Below are 22,689 nucleotides of genomic sequence, written 5' to 3'. Positions count from 1 at the left end.
CAGTGAAGCGCTGGGCTGCCGCCGCGATGGCGCTGCTGTGGCCTGTGCTGTCGCTGGCCGCCGAGGGCGCGCCATGCCCCGGCGCCGCGGCCTGGGCCACGGCCCATCCGCAGGAATCGGATGAAGCGCGGGTCCAGCGCGATGCGGCACGCAGCTTCACCAATCCCCCATTGCGCGCCGAACTGGCCGAACGCGCCGCGCGCGACCAGAAGGCGCGCATCGCCATGCTCGCCGACCGCAAGGACCGCGATGCGCAACGCGCGGTCCTCGACATCGACGACGAGAATATCCGCTGGCTGTACGCGCTGGTGCGCGCCCAGGATTTCCCGACAGCGGGCCAGGTCGGCGAGCGCGGCGTCAAGGATGCCTGGCTGCTGGCCCAGCACGCCGACCGCGCGCCGAAATTCCAGGCGGCGCTGTTGCCCGTGATGGAGCAGCGCGCGGCGCAGGGCGAGCTGCCCTTGAGCGACCTGGCACGCTTTACCGACCGTGTCCTGAAAGCGCAGGGCAAGCCACAGCGCTACGGCACCCAGTTCCCGCCCGAAGAATGGGCCACGCCACACTTCGGTTTGCCGGACGAGGCGAGCGTGCAGGCCGTCGAGGCGAACCGGCGCGCACTGGGCGTGATGCCGCTGGCGGATTATGTGTGCATGATGAGCGAGGCGAGGAAGCGCTAAGCAGGCGCGATCAAAGCAAGCCGGCAGGAATCGTCGCCGCTTCGCGCGCCAGGTCCGCCAGGCGGCTTGCTTGCCTGCCGATGAAGGCCGCCACCTGCGTGACGAACGCGCGTTCATCATCCCGGTAGTCGTTCGAACGCGCCAGTTCGACAGCTGCGGTATTGGCCGCATTCGCCAGGCGCTGCGCCTCGCGCCGCATCAGCTTGCGGTCGATGCCGCAGCGTCCTGCAAAGTCGGCGAGGGCAAATGGCGTGACCTCGTCCAACGTGAATGTATCGCCGAATGCCATGGCCAGGTCGTTATCGAAGTGCGGATATTGGACGACGCTGACCAGGTCGTACCAGGGCGTCGGTTCGAGATAGCCTCCAGGGCCGACAAAAAACGAAAAGTTCTTGCCGTGCGCATCGCTGTTCCCGATCAGGAACTGGAAGAGTGCCCAGTGCAGCATCGCCAGCTTGGCCTGGGCCTTGTTGGCTGTCAGCTCGCCAAGGCCGAACAGGCGCTCGAAGCTCATGCCTTCCCGGATATCGCGTACTGCATCCTGTTTCCCGTAATTGCGCTCGTATTTGAAATTGACCGGCAAATCGCAGGCTTGGCAAGCGTCGACCATGTGGCGCCGCGCGACCCGGATTTCTTCCTCCTGCTTCTGCACGATACGGTCGAACCGGCGTACGACGAGCACGGGGCGGGGTGTCCGCAGCAAGTGTACTTCCGCCCCCGGCAAGCCGATGCGGCGGGCAAGCGTCATGCAGAAGTGTTCGTTCACCGCGAGGTGCGGCAGCTTAAGATGGCCGAGATCGGGTTTGAGAATATGGGTCGATGCCAGGCGCGGACCTTCGACCAGGAACAGCCGTCCGCCCTGTTCCGGCGGAGCGTCGAGGTAGACCAGCAGCTTGTCTTGTACCCCTGCGACCGACATGCGCACTTTGCCGTCCCACACCGTGAACGGCATGTTGCGGTCGGCAATGCGCGCATCCAGTTCCGCGATCGGGATTTCGCGCAGCGCGTGCGCGGCAGGAGCCGCAGCAATGCCTTCCTGCGCGTCCCGGAAGCGCAATACGCCGGCGGTTTCCTGGCCGAGTGCGCGGATCAGGCCGAATACATTGGACCTGGCCAGGCCATTGGCTGCAATAGCGACATCCAGTACATGCCCTTCCGGCAGCAAGTGTTCGATGAAGCGCTTGATCGAACGGGAATCATGGCCTTGCCCAGGTGGTGCGAGCGGCAAGGATGGCGACAAGGGAAACGCTTGCGGATCGTCGAGCCAGTCGTGGACATAGGCCAGCGACCACACATCCCCCATGGCGTCATGTCCAATGTGCGCCATCAAGCGCTCGTCAGCGAAGACCTCAAGCACGAAGTTCACCGGGTCTCCCCTGGCTCGCGTAAGACCGGCGTCGAGCGGGCGAGGTGAGCCCAGGGGTGCTCCTTGGGTACGACGAGCAATGCCAGCCCGAGGCCGTCGAGGACTGCCATTGCCTTGTCCAGGCGTACGCTGCCTTGACCATTTTCCAGCCGCGACATCAGATCAACGGATACGCCGAGAAGTCCGGCAGCGTCATCGATACGCAAGTTCTGCGCACGGCGACGCTGGCGTACCAGAGGTCCCAATGCATCGGGCGCTATCAGAAGAGTAGGAATAGCTTCCATGGTCTGTCCTGTTTCGGATATTCAGAAAATATGGCAAGGATACGCTGATATATAACAAAATTTCTGAAATTCCGAAATTTATCCAAATTTGTTGATTTTGGAGCGTGTATTTCTGAAATTCCGAAATAAGTCGGGCAAAGTACCCAGGGTTGCTGAATCTTCTGATATTCCGAAACAGGCAAGGGCGCTTCATAGTTGAAGCGTAAAAAAACCGGAGCATGCTCTAATGCCGTTCAGTTAAGCTCGGTGCGACCATTTTTCGCCGTACTGAGCAGCGTCGCGCAGCCTGAGTTTCGCGGTCCGTAGGGTGGACTCGTCATTGAAGCCCCCGGCTTCAATGACTCCACGCGGTACTACGCATGCACATCGAAACGAACGCAAAGTTCAAGGAGCATACGTCAAGCGTTGTTCGCAAGCGCTGGGGTATGCAAGGGTACGGCCGCGTGGACTCAAGAGTCCACCCTACGGATCGCGCCATATCGAGCGTTGCCATCCGACGCCGTCTTCAAGAGCCAACAAAAAAGGCCGCTCCGATGCGAATCGAAGCGGCCTTTTTAGCTTAACTGAACACCATTAGGAGCATGCTCCGGTTTTTTGTTGAGATGGACTAATCAGCCCGCCAGCTTCTTCTTGAGCAGCTCCGTCACCTGCGCCGGATTTGCCTTGCCCTTCGACGCCTTCATGGTCTGGCCGATCAGCGCGTTGATCGCCGCTTCCTTGCCGGCGCGGTACTGCTCGACCGACTTGGCGTTCGCCGCCAGCACTTCGTCGACGATCGCTTCCAGCGCGCCGGTGTCCGAAATCTGCTTCAGGCCTTTTTGTTCGATCACGGTATCAGCCAGGTTTTCGTCGAGCGATTTGGCTTCCCACATCGCCGCAAACACTTCCTTGCCGGCCTTGTTCGAGATCGTGCCGTCGGCGATGCGCCTGATCAGCAGCGCCAGCTGCGACGCTTCGACCGGCGACTCAAGGATGTCGACGCCTTCGCGGTTCAGGGTCGACGAGACGTCGCCCATCATCCAGTTGGCGATCGCTTTCGCGTTCTCCTTGCCGGCCTTGGCCACCACGGCTTCGTAATAATTCGCCATGCCCTGCGAGGAGGTGAGGATCAGGCTGTCGTATTCCGGCAGGCCGTAGTCGCCGGTGAAGCGCGCGCGCATGGCTTCCGGCAGTTCCGGCATGTCGGCGCGCACGCGCTCGATCCAGTCTTCGGAAATCATCAAGGGCGGCAGGTCCGGGTCCGGGAAGTAGCGGTAGTCCTGCGCGTCCTCTTTCGAGCGCATGGCGCGGGTTTCCTTCTTGTCCGGGTCCCACAGGCGGGTCGCTTGCTGGACCTTGCCGCCGTCTTCGATCAGCTCGATCTGGCGCCGCACTTCGTAGTGGATCGCCTCTTCCATGAAGCGGAAGGAGTTCAGGTTCTTGATCTCGCAGCGGGTGCCGAATTCCTGCTGGCCCATCGGACGCACGGAGACGTTGACGTCGCAGCGGAAGGAACCTTCCTGCATGTTGCCGTCGCAGACGCCGAGCCACATCACCAGGCCGTGCAAGGCCTTGGCGTAGGCGACTGCTTCGTTCGCGCTGCGCATTTCCGGCTCGGAGACGATTTCCAGCAGCGGCGTGCCGGCGCGGTTCAGGTCGATGCCGGTCATGCCCGCGTAGTCTTCGTGCAGCGATTTGCCGGCGTCTTCCTCGAGGTGGGCGCGGGTCAGGTTGACGGTTTTCGTTTCGAGCTTGCCGTCTTTCTCGTAGCCGAAGGTGATCGTGCCGCCCTGGACCACCGGGTCTTCGAACTGGCTGATCTGGTAGCCCTTCGGCAGGTCGGGGTAAAAATAGTTTTTACGGGCGAAGACCGACTGCGGCGCGATCGTTGCGCCGACCGCCAGGCCGAAGCGGATCGCGCGCTCGACGGCGCCCTTGTTCATCACGGGCAGCACGCCCGGCAGGGCCAGGTCCACGGGGCTCGCCTGCGTGTTCGGCTCGGCGCCGAACTGGATCGAGCTGCCGCTGAAGATTTTCGAATTGGTCGTGAGCTGGACGTGGTTCTCAAGACCGATGACGACTTCCCATTGCATGGTGTTCTCTCTTTGTATTCTCTGTTCAAGCACTGGTTGAACGCGTGGGCGGGATTTTAGTCCCCCGGACTGAAATCCCCCGCCCACCCTACGTCCCTTGCTTAGATATCGGCCGGGGCGCGCGCGTGCCAGTCGGTGGCTTGCTGGTACTGGTGGGCGACGTTCAGCAGCTTCGCTTCGCTGAAATAATTGCCGATGATTTGCAGGCCGACCGGACGCTTGCCGTTCTTTTCGCCGCTGCCGAAACCGCAGGGGATCGACATGCCGGGCAGGCCGGCCAGGCTGGTCGACAAAGTAAAAATGTCGGCCAGGTAGTTGGCGACCGGGTCGTTCGTTTTCGACCCCGCGTCCCATGCCACCGTCGGCGCGACCGGGCCCATGATCACGTCGCATTTGTCGGCAAAGGCGGCCTGGAAGTCGTCGGCGATCAGGCGGCGGATCTTTTGCGCCTGCACATAATAGGCGTCGTAGTAGCCATGGCAGAGCACATAGGTGCCGACCATGATGCGGCGCTGGACTTCGCGGCCGAAACCTTCGGCGCGCGTTTTCTTGTACATGTCCGCCAGGTCCTTGTACTCGCTGGCGCGGTGGCCGTAGCGCACGCCGTCGAAGCGCGACAGGTTCGACGAGGCTTCCGCCGGCGCAATGATGTAGTAGGTCGGGATCGACAGCGCCGTTTTAGGGAGCGAAATATCAACCAACACCGCACCCAGGGCCACGAATTGATCGAGCGCGGCGCGCACGGCGGCTTCCACGTCGGCCGCCAGGCCTTCGCCGAAGTATTCCGACGGTACGCCGATGCGCAGGCCAGTCAGGGGCTTGTCCAGGTCGCGCGTAAAATCTTCGTGCGGGTTGCCCTGTTCAGGCGTCAGGCTGGTCGAATCGCGGGTGTCGTGGCCGACCATTTCGTTCAGCAGCAGGGCGCAATCTTCCGCCGTCTGGGCCATCGGGCCGCCCTGGTCGAGCGAGGAAGCGAAGGCGATCATGCCGAAGCGCGACACGCGGCCATAGGTCGGCTTGATGCCGGTGACGCCGCAGAAGGCGGCCGGCTGGCGGATCGAGCCGCCGGTGTCGGTGGCCGTTGCCGCCGGCGCAAGGCGCGCGGCGATCGCGGCGGCCGAGCCGCCCGAGGAGCCGCCCGGCACCGCCAGCGCGTCCCATGGATTTTTCACGGGACCGAAGGCCGAGTTCTCGTTGGCCGAGCCCATCGCGAATTCGTCGCAGTTGACTTTGCCGAGCGTGACCATGCCGGCTGCATTGAAGCGGTCGACGACGGTCGCGTCAAAAGGACTGACGTAATTGGCCAGCATTTTCGAGCCGGCAGTCGTGCGCCAGTCGCGCGTGACGAAGATATCCTTATGGGCGATCGGCACGCCGGTCAGCGGACCGGCGCTGCCTTCGGCGATACGCGTATCGGCCGCTGCCGCCTGGGCCAGCGACAGGGCCGGGTCGACGTGCAGGAAGGCGTTGTGGCCGCTCGCCGCGATGCGGTCGAGGAAGTGGCGCGTCAGTTCGACGCTCGACACCTGTTTCGCCTGCAGCAGCGCGGACAGTTCTTTGATGGTCTTGTTATGCATGGTGCCTAAATTTCCTGGATGCGTGTTCGTGGAGGCGGGCTTACTCGATGACCTTCGGCACCAGGTACAGGCCGTCCTGGGCTTTCGGGGCGGGCGCCTGGTAGTCGTCGCGGTGGTTTTCTTCCGTGACCACGTCGTCGCGCAGGCGCAGCGGCAGCGCCAGGATCGCGGCGATCGGATGCGACAAGGGCGCAACACCGCTGGTGTCGACCGCCTGCATTTGTTCGGCCAGGGCGAAGATGCCGTTCAACTCGCCCAGTGCGGTCTCGGCGTGGGCATCGTCCATATCGAGCTGCGCCAGGTTGGCGATGCGTTTTACGTCTGAAAGAGTCAGGGACATGGCAAAAAGCGCGGCGCGGGCCGCGTTCAAAATGTGGTTGGGCGGATAACGGAATCGCAGTGCGCTGGTCGCCGCAGGCTGATGAACAGCGTGCTACGGTCGATAAAACCTTGCTAATACCGTCGATCTCGCTTCAGGAACTGAGGGGTAAAACCCCCTGTTTTCAGCGTTTAATCGGCAAATTATAAGGTAGAATGGCGGGCTAATGCGTGGTCGGCGCCGAATGAGCGCGGCCCCTGCACGAGAGCCTGTCCGAGACAGGCAGTACGACAAGACCGCCGGGCGCAGGCAGGGCCGACGCGGCGAGGACTCCCGATCAATAGTTTACGCGCGGCTTTCGCGCATCAGGACACACATGTTTGGTTCTTTACGCAGTTATTTTTCGAACGACCTGGCCATCGACCTCGGTACCGCCAACACGCTGATCTATGTGCGCGGCCAGGGCATCGTGCTGGACGAGCCATCGGTCGTCGCGATCCGCCAGCAGGGCGGCCCGAACGGCAAGAAGACGATCCAGGCGGTCGGTAAAAAGGCCAAGCAGATGCTGGGCAAGGTGCCGGGCAATATCGAGGCGATCCGCCCGATGAAGGACGGCGTCATCGCCGACTTCACCGTCACCGAAGAGATGCTCAAGCAGTTCATCCGCATGGTGCACGATTCGAAATTCTTCCGTCCGTCGCCGCGCATCATCATCTGCGTGCCCTGCGGTTCGACCCAGGTCGAGCGCCGTGCGATCCGCGAATCGGCCCTCGGCGCCGGTGCCTCGCAGGTCTACCTGATCGAGGAGCCGATGGCCGCCGCAATAGGCGCAGGCCTGCCGGTGTCGGATGCGACCGGCTCGATGGTGGTCGACATCGGCGGCGGCACCACCGAAGTGGGCATCATCTCGCTGGGCGGCATGGTGTACAAGGGTTCGGTGCGCGTCGGCGGCGACAAGTTCGACGAAGCCATCGTCAACTACATCCGCCGCAACTACGGCATGCTGATCGGCGAACAGACCGCCGAAGCGATCAAGAAGGCCATCGGTTCGGCCTTCCCGGGTTCGGAAGTGAAGGAAATGGAAGTCAAGGGCCGCAACCTGTCCGAAGGCATCCCGCGCGCGTTCACCATCTCGTCCAACGAGATCCTGGAAGCGCTGACCGACCCGCTGAACAACATCGTCTCGGCCGTCAAGAACGCACTCGAGCAGACGCCGCCGGAACTGGGCGCCGACATCGCCGAGAAGGGCATGATGCTGACCGGTGGCGGCGCGCTGCTGCGCGACCTCGATCGCCTGCTGATGGAAGAGACCGGCCTGCCGGTGCTGGTGGCCGAAGACCCGCTGACCTGCGTGGTGCGCGGCTCGGGCATGGCGCTGGAACACAATGACAAGCTGGGCTCGATTTTCTCGTACGAGTAAACAGACGAGAAGCAGCCCCGGCTCGATGTGCAAGACCCTGGGCAGGCGGACCGGCGCAAAGCCGGCCGCCTGCCCGCGCTGATTGTCCGCGGCTGAATATCTAGGCCGTCAACACTGAGATTCATGGATTACAGTCCTCCGCCGCTTTTCAAACAGGGCGCCCCCGCACGGGTGAAGGTGACGGTCTTCGCACTGGTATCGCTGGTGCTGCTGGTGGTCGACGCGCGCATGCACGTGCTCAACACCGTGCGCCAGGTGGCCGCCACCGTGCTCTATCCGCTGCAGATGGCCGCGCTGATGCCGCGTGACGCCGCCGCCAGCATGGGCGGCTATTTTTCCTCGCTTTCCAGCCTGCAGAACGAAGTGCGCGACCTCAAGAACCAGCAGGTGGCCCAGGCCCAGTCGATGCAGCAGGCCCAGCTCCAGATGGCCGAGAACGCCCACCTGCGGCGCCTGCTCGACGCGCGCGAGCACCTGCCGGTGCAGTCGATCATGGGCGAGATCCTGTACGACGCGCGCGATCCCTCGACCCGCCGCATCGTCCTCGACCGCGGCAGCCGCAACGGCGTGCAGCCCGGCCTGCCGGTGATCGACAACGCCGGCGTCATCGGCCAGGTTACGCGCGTCTTCCCGTTTACGTCCGAAGTCACGCTCCTGACCGACAAGGAGCAAGCCATTCCCGTGCAGGTGCTGCGCTCGGGCCTGCGCAGCATCGCCTACGGCCGCGGGCGCTCCGGCCTGCTCGACCTGCGTTTCGTGGCGCCCGACGCCGACATCCAGGTAGGCGACGTGATCGTCACCTCGGGCCTGGACGGCATGTATCCGGCCGGCCTCGCGGTGGCCAAAGTGGCGCAGGTCGAGAAGGTCGCCGGCGGCGCCTTTGGCCGCGTGGTCTGCCAGCCGCTGGGCGGCGTCGACCGCAACCGCCAGCTCCTGATCGTGATGTCGGGGGCGGCGCACGAACCGCGTCCGGCAGATCCACCGGCGCCGCCGGCGCACGGCGCCGGCCGCCGCAACCTGCCGAAGATGGAACCGGTCCCGACGCCGCCGCTGGCGGCCGCGCCGCTGCCGGCGCAGGGCGTGCCGGCCCAGCCCGGCGCGAACAGTCCCGCCGGCACCGGTGCCCCCGCGCCGGCCGCTACCGCACCGGCGGCGCCTGCCGCCGGCGGCGCCGTCGCGCCACGCGCCACCGCACCCGCCGGGACACCGCGTCCGGCCGGCGCGGGTACGCAGCCGGCCACGACGCCCGCCGCCAACCCGCCGGCCGCCACCGGCGCCGCGCGCCCGGCCACGCCGCCGTCGGCCGCCACCACCGCGCCGGTCCCGTCGGCGACTCGCAAGGAGGGCGCGTAATGCCCGGAGCACGTCCCAACTACATCCTGCTGCCGGTCAGCCCGCTGTTCATCGCGTTCAGCATGACCTGCGCCTTCATGCTCAACCTGCTGCCCTGGGGCCAGTGGACCGGCGCGCCCGATTTCGTCGCGCTGGTGCTGGTCTTCTGGGCCATCCACCAGCCGCGCAAGGTCGGCATCGGCGTCGCCTTCGCCATGGGCCTGCTGATGGACGTGCACGATGCCACGCTGCTGGGCGAAAACGCGCTGGCCTATACGCTGCTGTGCTACGTCGCAACGATGATCCACCGCCGCGTGCTGTGGTTCCCGGTGCTGACCCAGGCCATGCACGTGTTCCCGTTGCTGTTGCTGGCGCAGGCGATCCAGACCTTCGTGCACTTCTTCGCCACCGGCCGCTTCACCGGCTGGCTGCACTTCATCGAAAGCGCCGTCGCCGTCGCCCTGTGGCCGGTCATCACCTGGCTGCTGCTGGCGCCGCAGCGCCGTGCCGTCGACCGCGACCATACCCGCCCGATCTGATGCCCTGGCAGTACGATGACCGCAGTAATGACCGAATGCAGTAATGACCGAGATTAAAGACAGCGACCGCGAGATCCACCGCTTCCGCCTGCGCCTGACGGTGCTGGTGGTGATGGTGTTCCTGTGCTTCGGCGCCCTGGTCGCGCGCTTCGTCTGGCTGCAGGTCGTCCAGCACGACAAATACCATGCCCAGGCCGAGGACAACCGTATCGCGCTGGTGCCGATCGTGCCCAATCGCGGCCTGATCGTCGACCGCAACGGCGTCGTCCTGGCGCGCAACTACTCGGCCTACACGCTCGAGATCACGCCCTCCAAGCTGCAGGCCAGCATGGACTCGGTGATCGACGAGCTGGCCAAGCTGGTGGCGATCGAAGCGAAGGACCGCAAGCGCTTCAAGCGCCTGCTGGAAGAGTCGCGCAGCTTCGCCAGCGTGCCGCTGCGCACCCGCCTGACCGACGACGAGGTGGCGCGCTTCACTGCGCAGCGTTTCCGCTTCCCGGGCGTGGAGGTGCAGGCGCGCCTGTTCCGCCAATACCCGCTGGGCGAGATCGCGTCGCACGTGGTCGGCTACATCGGCCGCATCAACACGCGCGAAGCCGAAGTGATCGAGGAAAGCGACGACGCCGCCAACTACAACGGCACCGACTACATCGGCAAGGAAGGCCTGGAAAAGAAGTACGAGCGCCAGCTGCACGGCACCACCGGCTACGAGGAAGTCGAGCGCTCGGCCGGCGGACGCGCGATCCGCACGCTGTCGCGCCGTCCGCCGGTCCCGGGCAGCAACCTGATCCTGTCGGTCGATATCGAACTGCAGAAAGTGGTCGAGGAAGCCTTCGGCGACCAGCGCGGCGCCCTGGTCGCGATCGATCCCGAGACCGGCGACGTGCTGGCCTATGTCTCGCGTCCGGGCTTCGACCCCAACCTGTTCGTCGACGGCATCGACGCCCAGAGCTGGAACGAACTCAATACCTCGCTGGACAAGCCGCTGATGAACCGTCCGCTGTCGGGCACCTATCCGCCCGGTTCGACCTTCAAGCCCTTCATGGCGCTGGCGGCACTCGAACTGGGCAAGCGCGACAAGAGCCACGGCATCCAGGACCCGGGCTTCTTCATGCTCGGCGGCCACCGCTTCAACGACGACGTGAAGGGCGGCCACGGCTATGTCGACCTGCACCGCTCGGTCGTCGTCTCGTGCGACACCTATTACTACCAGCTCGGCAACGACCTGGGCATCGACGCCATCCACGACTTCATGGCGCCGTTCGGCTTCGGTTCCCAGACGGGGATCGACCTCGAGCACGAGAAAATCGGCGTGCTGCCCTCGAAAGAGTGGAAGGCCGAGCGCTTCAAGCGCAACCGCGCGGCGCAGAAGTGGGTCGGCGGCGACACCATCTCGATCAGCATCGGCCAGGGCTTCAACAACTATACGGTAATCCAGATGGCGCACGCGGTGGCCAACCTGGCCAACAACGGCGTCGTGATGAAGCCGCACCTGGTGAAACTGATCGAGGACGGCGCCACGCGCCAGCGCACGCTCACGGTACCGAAGGAAAGCCGGCGCATCCCGCTCAAGCAGGAAAACATCGACTTCATCAAGAACGCGATGGTGGGCGTCACGACCGAAGCCGGCGGCACCGGCGTGCGGGCGTTTGCCAACGCCGGCTATGTCGTCGCGGGCAAGTCCGGTACCGCCCAGGTGATCGGCCTGAAGGGCGGCAAATACAACGCCCATGCAATCGACGAGCGCCACCGCGACAACGCCCTGTTTACGGCATTCGCGCCGGCCGACAAGCCGCGCATCGCCGTTGCTCTGGTGGTCGAGAATGCGGGTTTCGGTGCGGCCGCGGCCGCGCCGATCGCGCGCAAAGCGCTCGACTACTACCTGCTCGGCAAGCGCCCGGCACCGCCGAAGCCGGCCGAAGGCGCTCCCGGCGCCAAGCCGGTCGTCACCGCCGCGCACGCCGGCCCGGCGCCGCAGGCCCAGGCGCCGGCTGGCGTTCCCGCCGCAGTAGCGCCGCCGCGCGCGCCGGCCGCGGCGCCGCGCGGCCCAGCCGCAGCACCCGCCGCGCTCGTCGCACCGGCACCCACCAAGGAGTAACAGATGGCCTATTACCCCGAGCGGCGGTCCCTCAGCCGCCGGCTCAAGCCGTATTTCACCGTATTCGACTGGCCGCTGGCGATGGTCCTGTTCGTGCTGCTGACCACCAGCGTGATCACGATGTCCTCGGCCGGCGCCGAATTCCCGGGCCGCGTCGAATCCCAGATGCGTAATTTCGTGCTCGCCTTCTTCGTCATGTGGATGGCGGCCCTGGTGCCGCCGCAAACGCTGATGCGCCTGGCGGTGCCGATCTACACCTTCGGCATCACGCTGCTCGTTGCCGTGACGCTGTTCGGGATCGTCAAGAAGGGCGCCCGGCGCTGGCTGCACGTGGGCGTCGACATCCAGCCTTCCGAGATCATGAAGATCGCCACGCCGCTGATGCTGGCCTGGTATTTCCAGAACCGGGCGAGGGTGGGGAGCTGGAAGTCGTTCGCGGTGGCGGCGGTGCTGCTGGTGGTGCCGTTCGCGCTGATCGCCAAGCAGCCCGACCTCGGCACCGCGCTGCTGGTCGGCGCCTCGGGCTTCTATGTCCTGTTCCTGGCCGGCCTGTCGTGGAAAGTGCTGATCGGGCTCGCCGTGGCGGGCGCGGCCAGCATGCCGGTCGCCTGGTCGATGCTGCACGACTACCAGCGCGAGCGCATCATGACCCTGATCGACCCCACCTCCGACCCGCTCGGCAAGGGCTTCCACATCATCCAGTCGACGATTGCGATCGGTTCGGGCGGCGTGATGGGCAAAGGTTATGGAAAAGGCACGCAGGGCCAGCTCGAATTCGTGCCTGAACAAACGACCGACTTCCTGTTCTCGGTGTATTCGGAAGAATTTGGACTGGTCGGAAACCTATTTCTTTTGGTAATCTATCTGCTGCTGATCGGCCGCGGCATGATGATCGCGGCGAACGCACCGAATCTGTTCACCCGGCTGCTGGCCGGGGCGATCACGATGATTTTCTTCACGTATGCGTTTGTCAACATGGGCATGGTGAGCGGCATCCTGCCCGTGGTGGGGGTTCCGCTGCCGTTCATGAGCTACGGCGGCACCGCCTTCATCACGCTGGGCCTTGGCGCCGGCATCCTGATGAGCATACAAAGGCACCGGAAACTGGTGCAGACCTGAAAGGACGAGGATGCGATTGACCGCTCCGAGCTACCTCCCAGCGGTCATCGCCCTCGCGGCCTTGATGACCGGATGCGGAACGACCGGCGAACGTAAAAGCCTGCTCCCGCTGCCCTGGCATCACAAGATGGCGAAGCACGATGGCGACATCGCGCTGCCGGCGGCCGGCTCCGGCCGCGGCGGCTACTACAAGGACGACGGCCCGGGGCGCGACATCCCGCCCGGACTGGAGCTGGTACCGGACGCGATCGTCCGCGCCGAGCCCTACGCCAAGTGGGCCAACCGTCCGTATTCCGTGTTCGGCCAGACCTACAACCCGATCCTGGACGAACAGCCGTTTACCCAGCGCGGCGTGGCCAGCTGGTATGGCGTGAAATTCCACGGCCAGCGCACCTCCTCGGGCGAGCCCTACGACATGTACAAGATGACGGCCGCGCATCCGACGCTGCCGATCCCGTCCTACGCCCGCATCACCAGCACCACGACCGGCAGGTCCGTGATCGTGCGCATCAACGACCGCGGTCCTTTCCACGCCAGCCGCATCGTCGACGTGTCGTATACGGCGGCACTGAAGCTTGGCCTGCTGGGCAAGGGCAGCCACGAAGTCGAGATCGAGCGTTTGTTCCCAACCGATCCGGCGCAGGTGGCCACGGTGCGCCGCGCCGCCACCTCGCAGGCGCAGGCGCTCGACGTCACGCCGGCGCCGCCGGACATTGCGGCGTTGATGCTGGAAGACCGGATGAGCTCAAGCAGCGCGGCCGCGGTGAAGGTGGCGCCGGCGCAGGGGCTCGCGACGGCGGCTGCCACGACCGGCTTCTGGCTGCAGCTCGGGGCTTACAGCCGCGCCGACAAGGCACAGGAAATGAGCCGCCAGCTGGCCGGGGCGGGGCTTGCGGTCGCTACCCTGGAGGTGGCGCCGGCGGGTTCGGTGCACCGTTTGTATGGCGGGCCATTCGGGACGCGGGCGGAGGCGCAGCAGGCGGCGAAGGCGCTGCCGTCGGAGTTGGGCTTGAAGCCGATTGTGGTGAAGCGGTAGTTGAACGCGTGGACTCAGGAGTCCACCCTACGTATACGGACTTGTGGACGCAACAGCGCTTCGCAAAAGCTTGAATCGCGGGGACGTAGGGTGGACTCCCGAGTCCACGCTTTCGTGCCCGTGAACACCACCACCGCGTGTTACAAACGGATCAACGGCAAACGTGTAAAGCCGCCGCCTCCATCCCGCGTCCGGCATTGACGATCCGGCTGCGAAGCTCCGTATCGATATCCCGGAACCGGTATGCAAAGCGCTGCGACTGCGGCCCGCGCGGCAGGACGCGCACGTTGCTCACGCCCAGTTTCGTCAAGCGCGCCGTTTCGGCCCGGGCAGCCGTCTCGGTCTTGAACACGCCCAGCGAAATCGCCCATTTCAAGGGCGACTCGCCCTGCATCACGAAGGAGTTGGTCACGCCGCGCTCGCGCAGCTCCGCCGTGCGGCGGTCGGCGCCTTCCTTGCCGCCCTGCGGCGGCAGGTAGACCAGGTGGCTGGTCACTTCCTGGAAGGGCACCGTCAGGCGGGTCTGGCGCGCACCGAGGTCCAGGCGCGCCAGGCGCGTCTCGAAGCGGCGCGCCTCAAAGGCCGCGAAGGCATCGGTCTCGACGCAGGCCACCGCCGGCGCGGCGGGGGCGGCGGCGGGCGCCGGCGGCGCCGGAACCTCGGCCGCCGCAGCCGTCTCGGCCGCGCTTTCGGCCGCGCTTTCGGCCGGCGCCGCCGCGTCCGCGATCGCCTGCGCCTGCGCGCCGGTGAGCAGCACCAGCTTGCCGGGGGCGAGCTGGTTGCGCAGGCGCGCCGGCTCGCGCTGTTCCGGTTCGGCACCGCCGAGGAAGCCGCGGCCGTAGGCAAACAGCAGCGCGTTCGCGCACAGCAAAGCCCAGAATACGAATCTCAACACGTCTTGTCTCCCATCGGCATCGGAGCCAGCGCGACTGCGTGCAGGCCAACCAGCACGATATTATCGACCGTCCGGTACCCACACTTGAGCGCCGGTGCGATATACGGCGCCGCGCCGCCCGACAGGATGCACAGCGCGCCGTCCTGGGCGGCGACCGCGCGTTCGATCGCGCCGGCCTGGGCCGACAGGCAACCCGAGACGATCGCGTCATTCGTATTGTCGGCGAACAGCGGCGGCGGCGCCGCGCCGGGCAGGGCCTGCGGCAGCTGCGCGGTGTTTTTCGCCAGCGCGCCGGCCATCAGCGCCAGGCCCGGCAGGATCATGCCGCCGATGAAGCGGCCATCCGCCGACACCGCGTCGACCGTCGTCGCCGTGCCGGCAGTGGCCACCACCAGCGCCTGTCCCGGCGCCAGCGCACGCGCGCCGATCGCCGCGGCAAAGCGGTCGCAGCCCAGGCGTCCAGGTTCGCGGTAGCCGTTCACCAGTCCCGCGCGGGCGGCGCTCGAGGCAAACCATTCGGTATCGATCCCGGGCAAGAGGCCGGCCAGGCGCTCGCGCAGGGCGGCGCCGGCCACGTTCGAGACCAGCGCACGCGTCACGCCGCGGCCCTGCCAGGCGGCGGCAGCGGCGTCGAGGTCGGCATGCAGGGCCGCGCCAAGTTCCAGCCATTCGCCGGCCAGCGCGCCCGGCGCCGCCAGCGCCCACTTCACGCGCGTATTGCCGGCATCGATCAGCAGCAGCATTTATGAAGCGCCTTTCGCGCGCAGCGAGACGTCGCCGGCCAGCACCGCGATGTGGCCATCCGGCGTGTCGAGCAGCAGGCGGCCGGCGTCGTCCACGCCGGCGGCGCTGCCTTCGTGCAGCACGGCGCCGCCATCGAGCACGGTGACGGTTTGCCCCTGCCAGGCGTGGCGCAGGTTCCAGCGCGCGGCAAAGGCGCCAAACCCGGCGCGTTCGAATTCGCGCAAGGCGCCGGCCAGGCCATCCAGCAGGGCGGCCAGCAGCGCGTCGCGGTCCATCCGTGCCAGCCAGGGCAGCGACGCGACGCTGCGCCCGATCTGCGCCTCGAGTTCGTCCGGCATGACCAGGTTCAGGCCGATGCCGATCACGGCCCAGACGCCGCCGGCGGGCGCGCTTTGCGTTTCGATCAGGATGCCGGCCAGTTTATCGCCGTCGCGCAGCACGTCGTTCGGCCACTTCAGGCCCACCTGCACGCCGAGGCGCTCGAGGGTTTCAGCCAGGGCCACGCCGACCGCCAGCGGCAGGCCGGTGAGCCTGGGCAGCCCGCCTTCGAAACGCCAGGCCAGCGAGAAGGTCAGCGAGCCTTCGCTGGACGACAGCCAGCTGCGGCCGGCACGTCCGCGCCCGGCGGTCTGGTTGCGGGCAACGAGCAGCACGGGCCCCGCGAGCGTGGCGGCGCGCGCCAGCAGGTCGGCGTTGGTCGAGCCGGTCTCCTCGACCACCTCGACCGCAAGGCTTGGGTCCGACTGCGCAGCCTTCGACAGCGCCGTGATGGCGGAAGCGGTGGCGGCATTCATGCGGCCTCCCTGCGCGGTTTGGTGGGGGCGCGCGCGAACAAACGGTCGAAGACGGCATTCGGCAGCGCGCGCAGGAGTCGGGCGGCGATGCCCATCTGCCAGGGCAGTACGCGGTAGCTGTCGCCGCGCGCGATCGCGCGGACGGCTTGCGCGGCAAAGCGCCCGGCCGGCATCAGGAAGGGCATGGGAAAACGGTTGTTGCGGGTCATGGGAGTATCGATATAGCCGGGCGCGATCGTCACGACGCGGATGTTGGACGCATGGAGTTCGAGGCGCAGCGATTCGCAGCAGGCATGCACCGCCGCTTTCGATGCGCAATAGGCGCCGGCGCCGCGCATGCCGCGCACGCCGGCCACGCTGCCGATGGCGACCAGGCGGCAGGGTCCGCCCTGCGCCTTCATCGGTGCGACAAACGGTGCGAAGGTGGCGACCGTCGCGGTCACGTTGGTCGCGAGCACGGCCTCGAACACGGCCAGGTCTTCAGGCCGTTCGGTGACGGTGCCGTGCGAAATGCCGGCGCTGGCGATGACGATGTCGGCACCGCCGTTCGCCGCCAGGAAGTCGCGGGCCGCGCAGGCCAGCGCGGCGTGGTCGAGCACATCGAGCGCATAGCTGCGATGGCGTTCGGGATGGGGGAGGGAAGCGATCAGCGCGGCGAGCGCTTCGCCGCGCCGCGCTACCAGGCCGAGGGTGGCGCCGCGCGCCGCATACTCGCGCGCCAGCGCCGCGCCGATGCCGCTCGAGGCGCCGGTGATGAAGACCCGGTCGGCTCCAGCGGCCGCGGTCATTTTTTGTCCGCTTTGGCCGCCTTGGCTTTCTCGACCAGTGCGTCCATCACCTGCAGGGCGACCTGCTGCTGTTCGACTTCGGTCTGCGCCGGGGAGTCTTCCGGGTTCGCCATCGAAGGCGAGGTGAGGAAGCGGCCGTCGATGGCGACCATCGGCCAGTGGTCGACCTGGTACTCGTTCATCATGGCGCCGGCGCGGCGCGCCTTGGCCTGCACGCCGAAGGAGTTGTAGGCGTCGACGAAGCGGGCGCGGTCGATGCCGGATTTAACCGCCCAGTCGATCACTTCTTCGTCGTTGGCAAAGCGCAGGCCCTGCTGGTGCATGGCGGCGAAGGCTTTGGTGTGGTATTGCGCGACCAGGCCGAGCGCGTCGAGTGCGTAGAAGAGGCGCTGCTGCGGCAGCACGCGCGCCCCGCCGGCCACGTGCACGCGCTTGAACACGATGTTATTGCCCTGCTTTTTCACCCAGTCGGCCAGCAGCGGCTCGAACACGTTGCAGTGTGGGCAGTAGTAAGCAAAAAACTCGATGACTTCGACCTGCTTGCCGGCCGGCGTGTCCAGTTTCTGCGGCAGCACCTTGTACTGCACGCCTTCTTTCGGCGCCGCGGGGGCGGCCGGGGCGGCGAAAATGCCGCCACTCAGGGTCAGCAGAGCAGCAGTGCACAACAGGCGGCGAAGCATTTTCATCAAGTCTTCCTTATTTAGTGTTGCGGACGATGGCCACATCGATGCCGCTGTCGAGCAGTTTCGCGCGGGCCTTGTTCACGGCTTCGACCTGGCTGAACGGACCGAGGCGCACGCGGTGCAGCGTGCCGCTGTCGCTGGCGCGGTCGCTGATCGCGGCCTCGAAGCCGAGCAGGGCCAGCTTGGCGCGGGTGTTCTCGGCGTCCGACATTTCGCGGAAGGCGCCGGCCTGCAGGTAGTAGACATATTTGTCGTCGGCGCCGGCAGCGGAGGGCGTTGCCGGTGCGCCGGCGGGGGCCGCGGCGGGCGCCGGTGCGGCGGCACGCGCTGCCGGCTTCGGCTCGCCCGCACCCGTCATGCCGGCGATTGCCTGGCCCAGCGGATCGGCTTCGGTCGCGGCGGCCGGCGCCGGCTTCGGTACCGGCGCCGGTACCGGTGCCGGCGCTGCAGCAGCTTCCGCCTTCTTCGCTTCGCGCTCGGCCAATTGCTTGGCCGCTTCGCGCGCGGCGTCGCGGTTGCCGTACAAGGGCTTGTTCGGGTCGTTCGCCTGGCTCGGTTCGAGGTCGGCCGGGCGGCCCATCTTGTTCGAGCGGTCGGTGAAGGGAGAGGCGCCCTTGGTGATCATCAGCGCAACCGCCACCGCGATACCCAGGCCGATGATCAGGCCGATGATGATGCCGGTCAGGGTGCTGCCGCGCTGGCGGGAAGGGGAACGAAGAGTGGCGGTCATGGTCGCTCTATTTATGCTTGTGGTTCGTCTTGTGCGTGGGCTTGTGCTTCAGCGGGAGGGCGTTCCATCTTGTTCGGCGCCGAGACGCCAATCAGGGCCAGGCCGTTGCGCAGCACCTGGCGCGTTGCCGTGGCCAGCGCCAGGCGTGCGAGCTTGAGGGGCTCGTCGTCGTCGAGCAGCCACTTGTGCGCGAAATAATAGCTGTGCAGTTCGCCGGCCAGTTCGCGCAGGTAGAACGCGACCTGGTGCGGGCCGAGTTCGACCTGGGCGCGCTGCAGCACTTCCGGATAGGCAGCCAGCTTCGACAGCAGGCTCGCTTCGTGCGGCGTGTTCAGGGACGACAGGTCGACGTTCGCCAGCTGCGCTTCATCGCCGCCCCAGTTCGCGAGCGCCGAGCAGATGCGCGCGTGGGCGTACTGCACGTAATACACCGGGTTCTCGTCCGAGGTTTTCAGGGCGACGTCGACGTCGAACACGAATTCGGTGTCGGCCTTGCGCGAGATGAGGAAGAAGCGCACCGCGTCGCGGCCGCGCGTGATGTCGCCGTTGCCCGACCATTCGATCAGGTCGCGTACCGTCACGTAGGAACCGGCGCGCTTCGAGATTTTGACTTCTTCGCCGTCCTTCATGACGGTGACCATCTTGTGCAGAACGTAGTCGGGATAGCCCTGCGGCACGCCGATGTTCACCGCCTGCAGGCCGGCGCGCACGCGGGCAATCGTCCCGTGGTGGTCGCTGCCCTGGATGTTGATCGCCTGGTCGAAACCGCGGCGGAATTTCTGCATGTGGTAGGCGACGTCCGGTACAAAGTAGGTGTAGGTGCCGTCGGACTTGCGCATCACGCGGTCCTTGTCGTCGCCATAGTCCGTCGTCTTGAGCCACAGGGCGCCGTCCTGCTCGTAGGTGACGCCGGCATCGACCAGGGCCTGCACCGCCTGTTCAACTTTACCGTCCGCGTAGAGGGAGGACTCGAGATAGTAATTGTCGAACCTGACACCGAAAGCCTGTAAATCCTGGTCCTGCTCGTTACGCAGGTAGGCGACGGCGAAGCGGCGGATCGATTCGAGGTCGTCGGCATTGCCGCTGGCGGTGGCCGGTTCGCCATCGCTGGCGGAGACGGTTTTACCGGCCAGGAAGTCGGCTGCGATCTCGGCGATGTAGTCGCCGTTGTAGGCCGACTCGGGCCACCCGGCGTCGCCCGGCTTGAAGCCGCGCGCGCGCGCCTGCACCGAATTGGCCAGCGTGGCGATCTGCACGCCGGCGTCGTTGTAGTAGAACTCGCGGGTGACTTCGTGGCCTTGCGCTTCGAACAGCGAGGACAGCGCATCGCCCAGCGCCGCCTGGCGGCCGTGGCCGACGTGCAGCGGGCCAGTCGGATTCGCCGAGACGAATTCGATGATCGCGTGGTGACCCTTGCCGGATTCGCCGCGGCCGAAGGCTGCGCCCTGCTGCAGGATGCTGCGCACCACCGACTGCTTGGCGCTTGCCGCCACGCGCAGGTTGATGAAGCCTGGACCGGCGACATCCGCCGCTTCGACCAGGCCGGCCGCGTTCGGGTCGGCCAGCAGGGCGGCGACCAGGCGGGTGGCCAGTTCGCGCGGATTCGTCTTCAGCGGCTTGGCCAGTTGCATGGCGATATTGCAGGCGACATCGCCGTGGCTCGGATCGCGCGGGCGCTCCAGGACAATATTCGGGGTCAGATCGGTGCCGGCGACGATCGGCGCAAGGGCGGCCTGGAAGAGGGCAACGATCTCTTGTTTTTGTTGGGCGAGCATAAGTTCGGTCGTTAAGCTGTCAGTGAGTTCGGTGAGGCGGTGGCGCGGCCACGGCAATATCAAGGGTTCATTATACTGGTTTGCTGCAGCGCCGAATACGGCCGGCACCGCCTCGCCTGCCTGCTCTTTAAGCCGGACCAAAGGCGGAGCCGGTACAATGCGGGTCTTTCCCCGTATTGACTCCGCCACCATGACCGACAAGCGCCGCACGCTCTCCATCCAGCCCAAGACCGCCGGCACCAAGCCCGCCAAGCCGGCCGGTAATCCAGCCGCGCAGCATGCCTGGCCGAAGGCTGCGGCCAGGCCCGACGCCAAGGCGGAAAAGAAGCCTGAAGCCAAGCCGGCGGCGCCGGCGCCGAGGCAGCCCGCGCCCGCCGCCCGCCCGAGCCATGAGGTCAAGCCGCAGTTCCAGGCGGCGTACCGCCCCGACCTGCCGGGCGACTCGCTGGCGCTGGCCATGCTCGGCGCGGCCAGCGCCGTGGCCCAGGTGCGTGCCGGCACCGCGCTGCCGCAGGCCTTGTCGAACGTGTTCGCCGCTTACCAGGTGACGCCGCAGAGCCGCGGCGCGATCCAGGACCTGGCCTACCGCACGATGCGCGGGCTCGGGCGCGCGGAAGTGCTGCTCGGCCTGATGACGACCAAGGCGCCGGACGTGCCGATGCTGGTCGGCCTGATCCACTGCGCGCTGGTGCTGCTCGATCCGCCGGAAGGCGAGAGCGCCGCCTACGAGCCCTTCACCGTGGTCGACCAGGCCGTCACGGCGGCCAGCCGGCACCCGGACTTCGCCCATGCCAAGGCAATGGTGAACGCGGTCCTGCGCCGCTTCCTGCGCGAGCGCGAGGAACTGGTCGCCACCGCCTTGAAGGAACCGCTGGCGCAGTGGAACTACCCGCTGTGGTGGATCGACGCGACGCGCGCCGCTTATCCGCGCGACTGGGAAGCGATCCTCGACGCCGGCAACCGCCACCCGCCGCTGACGCTGCGTGTGAATATCCGCAAGACCAGCGTCGACGACTACCTGCGCCGGCTCGAAGAGGCCGGCATGCAGGCCGACGTGATCGGTCCGCAAGCCTTGCGCCTGAAGCAGGCAACGAATGTCGCGCAGATCCCCGGTTTCCACGAGGGCCTGGTGTCGGTACAGGACGCCGGCGCCCAGCTGGCGGCGCAGCTGCTGGACCTCGAGAATGGCATGCGCGTGCTCGATGCCTGCGCGGCGCCGGGCGGCAAGAGCGGCCACATCCTCGAGGTGGCCGATGTCGAACTCACCTCGGTCGACTCCGATGCGCAGCGCCTGGCGCGCGTGGGCGACAACCTGGGCCGGCTCGGCTTGACAAGCACGCTCGTCACGGCCGGCGCGCAGACCCAGTACTGGTGGGATGGCCGCGAATTCGACCGCATCCTGGCCGACGTGCCGTGCACGGCCTCGGGCATCGTGCGCCGTCACCCGGACATCCGCTGGCTGCGCCGCAAGACCGATACGCGCCAACTTACAACACTTTCCGCGGAGATACTCGACAATCTTTGGCAGATGCTACGGGCCGATGGTAAATTGTTGTTTGTGACATGTTCGCTCTGGCCCCAGGAATCGGAGGCGCAGGCGGCCGCGTTCGCGGCGCGCCACAACGACGCCGTTCGCCTCGATGCGCCAGGGCAGCTGCTTCCCTCGAGCGGCGCCGGGCTCGATCATGACGGACTGTTCTACGCTTTGTTCCAGAAACGAGCGGCCTGAGGTCTTCTCACACGAGCGTGTGAAAAAAAACCGCCATGGCGGCGTTGCATCGTCTCGCCGTACTAGCGTACTGTCTTCGACGACGCGCCTTGCCCTGACGATTTTTGTCACACGCTTTACGCTCAATTTGATTAGGTTCCGGCCCTTTGTGACTCTACGATTTTTCCGCCTCCTCGCCTGCCAGCTCCTGCTGGTCTTCGCGTGCGCAACGGCGCAGGCGGCCGACGGGATCGACATCACGCTCGCGAAAATCGAGGCGACCGACGAAGGTTACCGCCTCGGGGCCAACTATTCGTTCGACCTGAACCGCGACCTGGAAGACGCCTTGCAGCATGGCGTCAAACTGTACTTCACGACCGAGATCGAACTGACGCGCCCGCGCTGGTGGTGGCGCGACGACCGCGCGGTGTCGTCGAAGCGCACCGTCAGCATCTCCTACGACGTGCTGCTGCGCCAGTATTACGTGTCGATGGGCGGCAGCGTCCAGCAGACCTACCAGACGCTGGATGAAGCGATGTTCCAGATCCGGCGTCCCGGACGCTGGCTGATCGCCCCGAAAAGCGCGCTCAAACCTGGCGAAACCTACGAGGTCAGCCTGCGCATGTACATGAACCGCGACCTGCTGCAAAAGCCGCTGCAGGTCAACGCCTTCAGCAATTCGGACTGGCACCTTGCCTCGAACAAGAAGACGTTCACTTATCGTGCGGAGTAG

At 66.2% G+C, this 22,689-nt stretch carries 21 protein-coding genes; 9 read left to right on the top strand and 12 right to left on the bottom strand.

Translation table 11 applies throughout. From position 1 onward, the window contains the following. Positions 1-2 precede the first annotated feature (2 nt). Positions 3-677 (top strand): DUF6624 domain-containing protein, encoded by a 675-nt coding sequence (locus tag AC1MEM_RS00285; protein ID WP_499474720.1) that lies wholly within the window; start codon positions 3-5, stop codon positions 675-677. Between the two features lie 10 nt (positions 678-687). On the opposite strand, the gene AC1MEM_RS00280 is transcribed toward AC1MEM_RS00285, so the two are convergent. From AC1MEM_RS00280 to gatC, 5 genes are all read right to left on the bottom strand, one after another. After that, positions 688-2,043, bottom strand: a complete 1,356-nt coding sequence (locus tag AC1MEM_RS00280; RefSeq protein ID WP_499474719.1) for a HipA domain-containing protein — start codon at positions 2,041-2,043, stop codon at positions 688-690. Next, positions 2,040-2,327, bottom strand: a complete 288-nt coding sequence (locus tag AC1MEM_RS00275; protein WP_499474718.1) for a helix-turn-helix domain-containing protein — start codon at positions 2,325-2,327, stop codon at positions 2,040-2,042. Before AC1MEM_RS00275 ends, AC1MEM_RS00280 begins: the two co-directional genes overlap by 4 nt. 611 nt (positions 2,328-2,938) lie before the next feature. Further along, positions 2,939-4,399 carry an Asp-tRNA(Asn)/Glu-tRNA(Gln) amidotransferase subunit GatB gene (gene gatB, locus AC1MEM_RS00270; RefSeq protein ID WP_499474717.1) on the bottom strand — a complete coding sequence of 487 codons (1,461 nt, stop codon included), beginning with the start codon at positions 4,397-4,399 and terminating at the stop codon, positions 2,939-2,941. Between the two features lie 101 nt (positions 4,400-4,500). Then, on the bottom strand, positions 4,501-5,976 hold the full coding sequence (gatA, locus tag AC1MEM_RS00265; protein ID WP_499474716.1) for an Asp-tRNA(Asn)/Glu-tRNA(Gln) amidotransferase subunit GatA: 1,476 nt from the start codon (positions 5,974-5,976) through the stop codon (positions 4,501-4,503). A 40-nt stretch (positions 5,977-6,016) separates the two neighbouring features. Next, the gene (gene gatC / locus AC1MEM_RS00260; RefSeq protein WP_499474715.1) at positions 6,017-6,316 is read right to left on the bottom strand and encodes an Asp-tRNA(Asn)/Glu-tRNA(Gln) amidotransferase subunit GatC; all 300 of its coding nucleotides are present in this window, start codon (positions 6,314-6,316) and stop codon (positions 6,017-6,019) included. A 355-nt stretch (positions 6,317-6,671) separates the two neighbouring features. Between gatC and AC1MEM_RS00255 the strand changes: the two genes are divergently transcribed. The 6 genes from AC1MEM_RS00255 (at position 6,672) to AC1MEM_RS00230 (ending at position 13,839) form a co-directional block, all read left to right on the top strand. Then, entirely contained in the window at positions 6,672-7,715 is a 1,044-nt protein-coding gene (locus tag AC1MEM_RS00255; RefSeq protein WP_056338938.1) for a rod shape-determining protein, read from the top strand. A 123-nt stretch (positions 7,716-7,838) separates the two neighbouring features. Beyond that, the gene (gene mreC / locus AC1MEM_RS00250; RefSeq protein WP_499474714.1) at positions 7,839-9,068 is read left to right on the top strand and encodes a rod shape-determining protein MreC; all 1,230 of its coding nucleotides are present in this window, start codon (positions 7,839-7,841) and stop codon (positions 9,066-9,068) included. After that, positions 9,068-9,586: a rod shape-determining protein MreD gene (gene mreD / locus AC1MEM_RS00245; protein ID WP_499474713.1), complete on the top strand. Its 519-nt coding sequence runs from the start codon at positions 9,068-9,070 to the stop codon at positions 9,584-9,586. Before mreC ends, mreD begins: the two co-directional genes overlap by 1 nt. A gap of 43 nt (positions 9,587-9,629) precedes the next feature. Beyond that, positions 9,630-11,684, top strand: a complete 2,055-nt coding sequence (gene mrdA / locus AC1MEM_RS00240; protein WP_499474712.1) for a penicillin-binding protein 2 — start codon at positions 9,630-9,632, stop codon at positions 11,682-11,684. A 3-nt stretch (positions 11,685-11,687) separates the two neighbouring features. Next, complete coding sequence (gene rodA / locus AC1MEM_RS00235; RefSeq protein ID WP_499474711.1) at positions 11,688-12,803, top strand: rod shape-determining protein RodA; 1,116 nt, start codon at positions 11,688-11,690, stop codon at positions 12,801-12,803. Between the two features lie 10 nt (positions 12,804-12,813). Beyond that, positions 12,814-13,839: a septal ring lytic transglycosylase RlpA family protein gene (locus AC1MEM_RS00230; protein WP_499474710.1), complete on the top strand. Its 1,026-nt coding sequence runs from the start codon at positions 12,814-12,816 to the stop codon at positions 13,837-13,839. A gap of 151 nt (positions 13,840-13,990) precedes the next feature. Here AC1MEM_RS00230 and AC1MEM_RS00225 read toward each other — a convergent pair whose 3' ends face one another. From AC1MEM_RS00225 to argS, 7 genes are read right to left on the bottom strand one after another with little or no spacing between them, the layout of a single operon-like run. After that, a complete protein-coding gene (locus tag AC1MEM_RS00225) occupies positions 13,991-14,734 on the bottom strand; it encodes an SPOR domain-containing protein (RefSeq protein ID WP_499474709.1) in 744 nt (247 codons plus the stop codon). After that, positions 14,728-15,477, bottom strand: coding sequence for a type III pantothenate kinase (locus tag AC1MEM_RS00220; RefSeq protein WP_499474708.1), 750 nt, complete (start codon positions 15,475-15,477; stop codon positions 14,728-14,730). The genes AC1MEM_RS00225 and AC1MEM_RS00220 overlap by 7 nt, the downstream gene beginning before the upstream one ends. Then, a complete protein-coding gene (locus AC1MEM_RS00215; RefSeq protein WP_499474707.1) occupies positions 15,478-16,272 on the bottom strand; it encodes a biotin--[acetyl-CoA-carboxylase] ligase in 795 nt (264 codons plus the stop codon). It abuts the gene before it with no gap. After that, positions 16,269-17,060, bottom strand: coding sequence for an SDR family oxidoreductase (locus AC1MEM_RS00210; RefSeq protein ID WP_499474706.1), 792 nt, complete (start codon positions 17,058-17,060; stop codon positions 16,269-16,271). Before AC1MEM_RS00210 ends, AC1MEM_RS00215 begins: the two co-directional genes overlap by 4 nt. After that, on the bottom strand, positions 17,057-17,746 hold the full coding sequence (locus AC1MEM_RS00205) for a thiol:disulfide interchange protein DsbA/DsbL (RefSeq protein ID WP_499474705.1): 690 nt from the start codon (positions 17,744-17,746) through the stop codon (positions 17,057-17,059). The genes AC1MEM_RS00210 and AC1MEM_RS00205 overlap by 4 nt, the downstream gene beginning before the upstream one ends. A gap of 10 nt (positions 17,747-17,756) precedes the next feature. Continuing rightward, the gene (locus AC1MEM_RS00200) at positions 17,757-18,473 is read right to left on the bottom strand and encodes an SPOR domain-containing protein (protein ID WP_499474704.1); all 717 of its coding nucleotides are present in this window, start codon (positions 18,471-18,473) and stop codon (positions 17,757-17,759) included. A gap of 11 nt (positions 18,474-18,484) precedes the next feature. Continuing rightward, positions 18,485-20,248 (bottom strand): arginine--tRNA ligase, encoded by a 1,764-nt coding sequence (argS, locus tag AC1MEM_RS00195; protein WP_499474703.1) that lies wholly within the window; start codon positions 20,246-20,248, stop codon positions 18,485-18,487. Between the two features lie 157 nt (positions 20,249-20,405). Between argS and rsmB the strand changes: the two genes are divergently transcribed. Both rsmB and AC1MEM_RS00185 read left to right on the top strand, forming a co-directional pair. Continuing rightward, positions 20,406-21,977 (top strand): 16S rRNA (cytosine(967)-C(5))-methyltransferase RsmB, encoded by a 1,572-nt coding sequence (gene rsmB, locus AC1MEM_RS00190; RefSeq protein WP_499474702.1) that lies wholly within the window; start codon positions 20,406-20,408, stop codon positions 21,975-21,977. A 148-nt stretch (positions 21,978-22,125) separates the two neighbouring features. Continuing rightward, on the top strand, positions 22,126-22,689 hold the full coding sequence (locus AC1MEM_RS00185; RefSeq protein ID WP_499474701.1) for a DUF4390 domain-containing protein: 564 nt from the start codon (positions 22,126-22,128) through the stop codon (positions 22,687-22,689).

This window comes from Telluria sp. AIW5, from assembly GCF_056680575.1.
Note: the sequence above shows the minus strand (reverse complement) of the source record. Positions and strands in the feature narration are given on the sequence as shown.

What these genes read in the sequence shown, in the direction of transcription:
- AC1MEM_RS00275 (WP_499474718.1), bottom strand. Translation starts at nt 2,327, where the DNA reads ATGGAAGCTATTCCTACTCTTCTGATAGCGCCCGATGCATTGGGACCT.
- gatB (WP_499474717.1), bottom strand. Translation starts at nt 4,399, where the DNA reads ATGCAATGGGAAGTCGTCATCGGTCTTGAGAACCACGTCCAGCTCACG.
- gatA (WP_499474716.1), bottom strand. Translation starts at nt 5,976, where the DNA reads ATGCATAACAAGACCATCAAAGAACTGTCCGCGCTGCTGCAGGCGAAA.
- gatC (WP_499474715.1), bottom strand. Translation starts at nt 6,316, where the DNA reads ATGTCCCTGACTCTTTCAGACGTAAAACGCATCGCCAACCTGGCGCAG.
- AC1MEM_RS00255 (WP_056338938.1), top strand. Translation starts at nt 6,672, where the DNA reads ATGTTTGGTTCTTTACGCAGTTATTTTTCGAACGACCTGGCCATCGAC.
- mreC (WP_499474714.1), top strand. Translation starts at nt 7,839, where the DNA reads ATGGATTACAGTCCTCCGCCGCTTTTCAAACAGGGCGCCCCCGCACGG.
- mreD (WP_499474713.1), top strand. Translation starts at nt 9,068, where the DNA reads ATGCCCGGAGCACGTCCCAACTACATCCTGCTGCCGGTCAGCCCGCTG.
- mrdA (WP_499474712.1), top strand. Translation starts at nt 9,630, where the DNA reads ATGACCGAGATTAAAGACAGCGACCGCGAGATCCACCGCTTCCGCCTG.
- rodA (WP_499474711.1), top strand. Translation starts at nt 11,688, where the DNA reads ATGGCCTATTACCCCGAGCGGCGGTCCCTCAGCCGCCGGCTCAAGCCG.
- AC1MEM_RS00230 (WP_499474710.1), top strand. Translation starts at nt 12,814, where the DNA reads ATGCGATTGACCGCTCCGAGCTACCTCCCAGCGGTCATCGCCCTCGCG.
- AC1MEM_RS00220 (WP_499474708.1), bottom strand. Translation starts at nt 15,477, where the DNA reads ATGCTGCTGCTGATCGATGCCGGCAATACGCGCGTGAAGTGGGCGCTG.
- AC1MEM_RS00215 (WP_499474707.1), bottom strand. Translation starts at nt 16,272, where the DNA reads ATGAATGCCGCCACCGCTTCCGCCATCACGGCGCTGTCGAAGGCTGCG.
- AC1MEM_RS00210 (WP_499474706.1), bottom strand. Translation starts at nt 17,060, where the DNA reads ATGACCGCGGCCGCTGGAGCCGACCGGGTCTTCATCACCGGCGCCTCG.
- AC1MEM_RS00205 (WP_499474705.1), bottom strand. Translation starts at nt 17,746, where the DNA reads ATGAAAATGCTTCGCCGCCTGTTGTGCACTGCTGCTCTGCTGACCCTG.
- AC1MEM_RS00200 (WP_499474704.1), bottom strand. Translation starts at nt 18,473, where the DNA reads ATGACCGCCACTCTTCGTTCCCCTTCCCGCCAGCGCGGCAGCACCCTG.
- argS (WP_499474703.1), bottom strand. Translation starts at nt 20,248, where the DNA reads ATGCTCGCCCAACAAAAACAAGAGATCGTTGCCCTCTTCCAGGCCGCC.
- rsmB (WP_499474702.1), top strand. Translation starts at nt 20,406, where the DNA reads ATGCGGGTCTTTCCCCGTATTGACTCCGCCACCATGACCGACAAGCGC.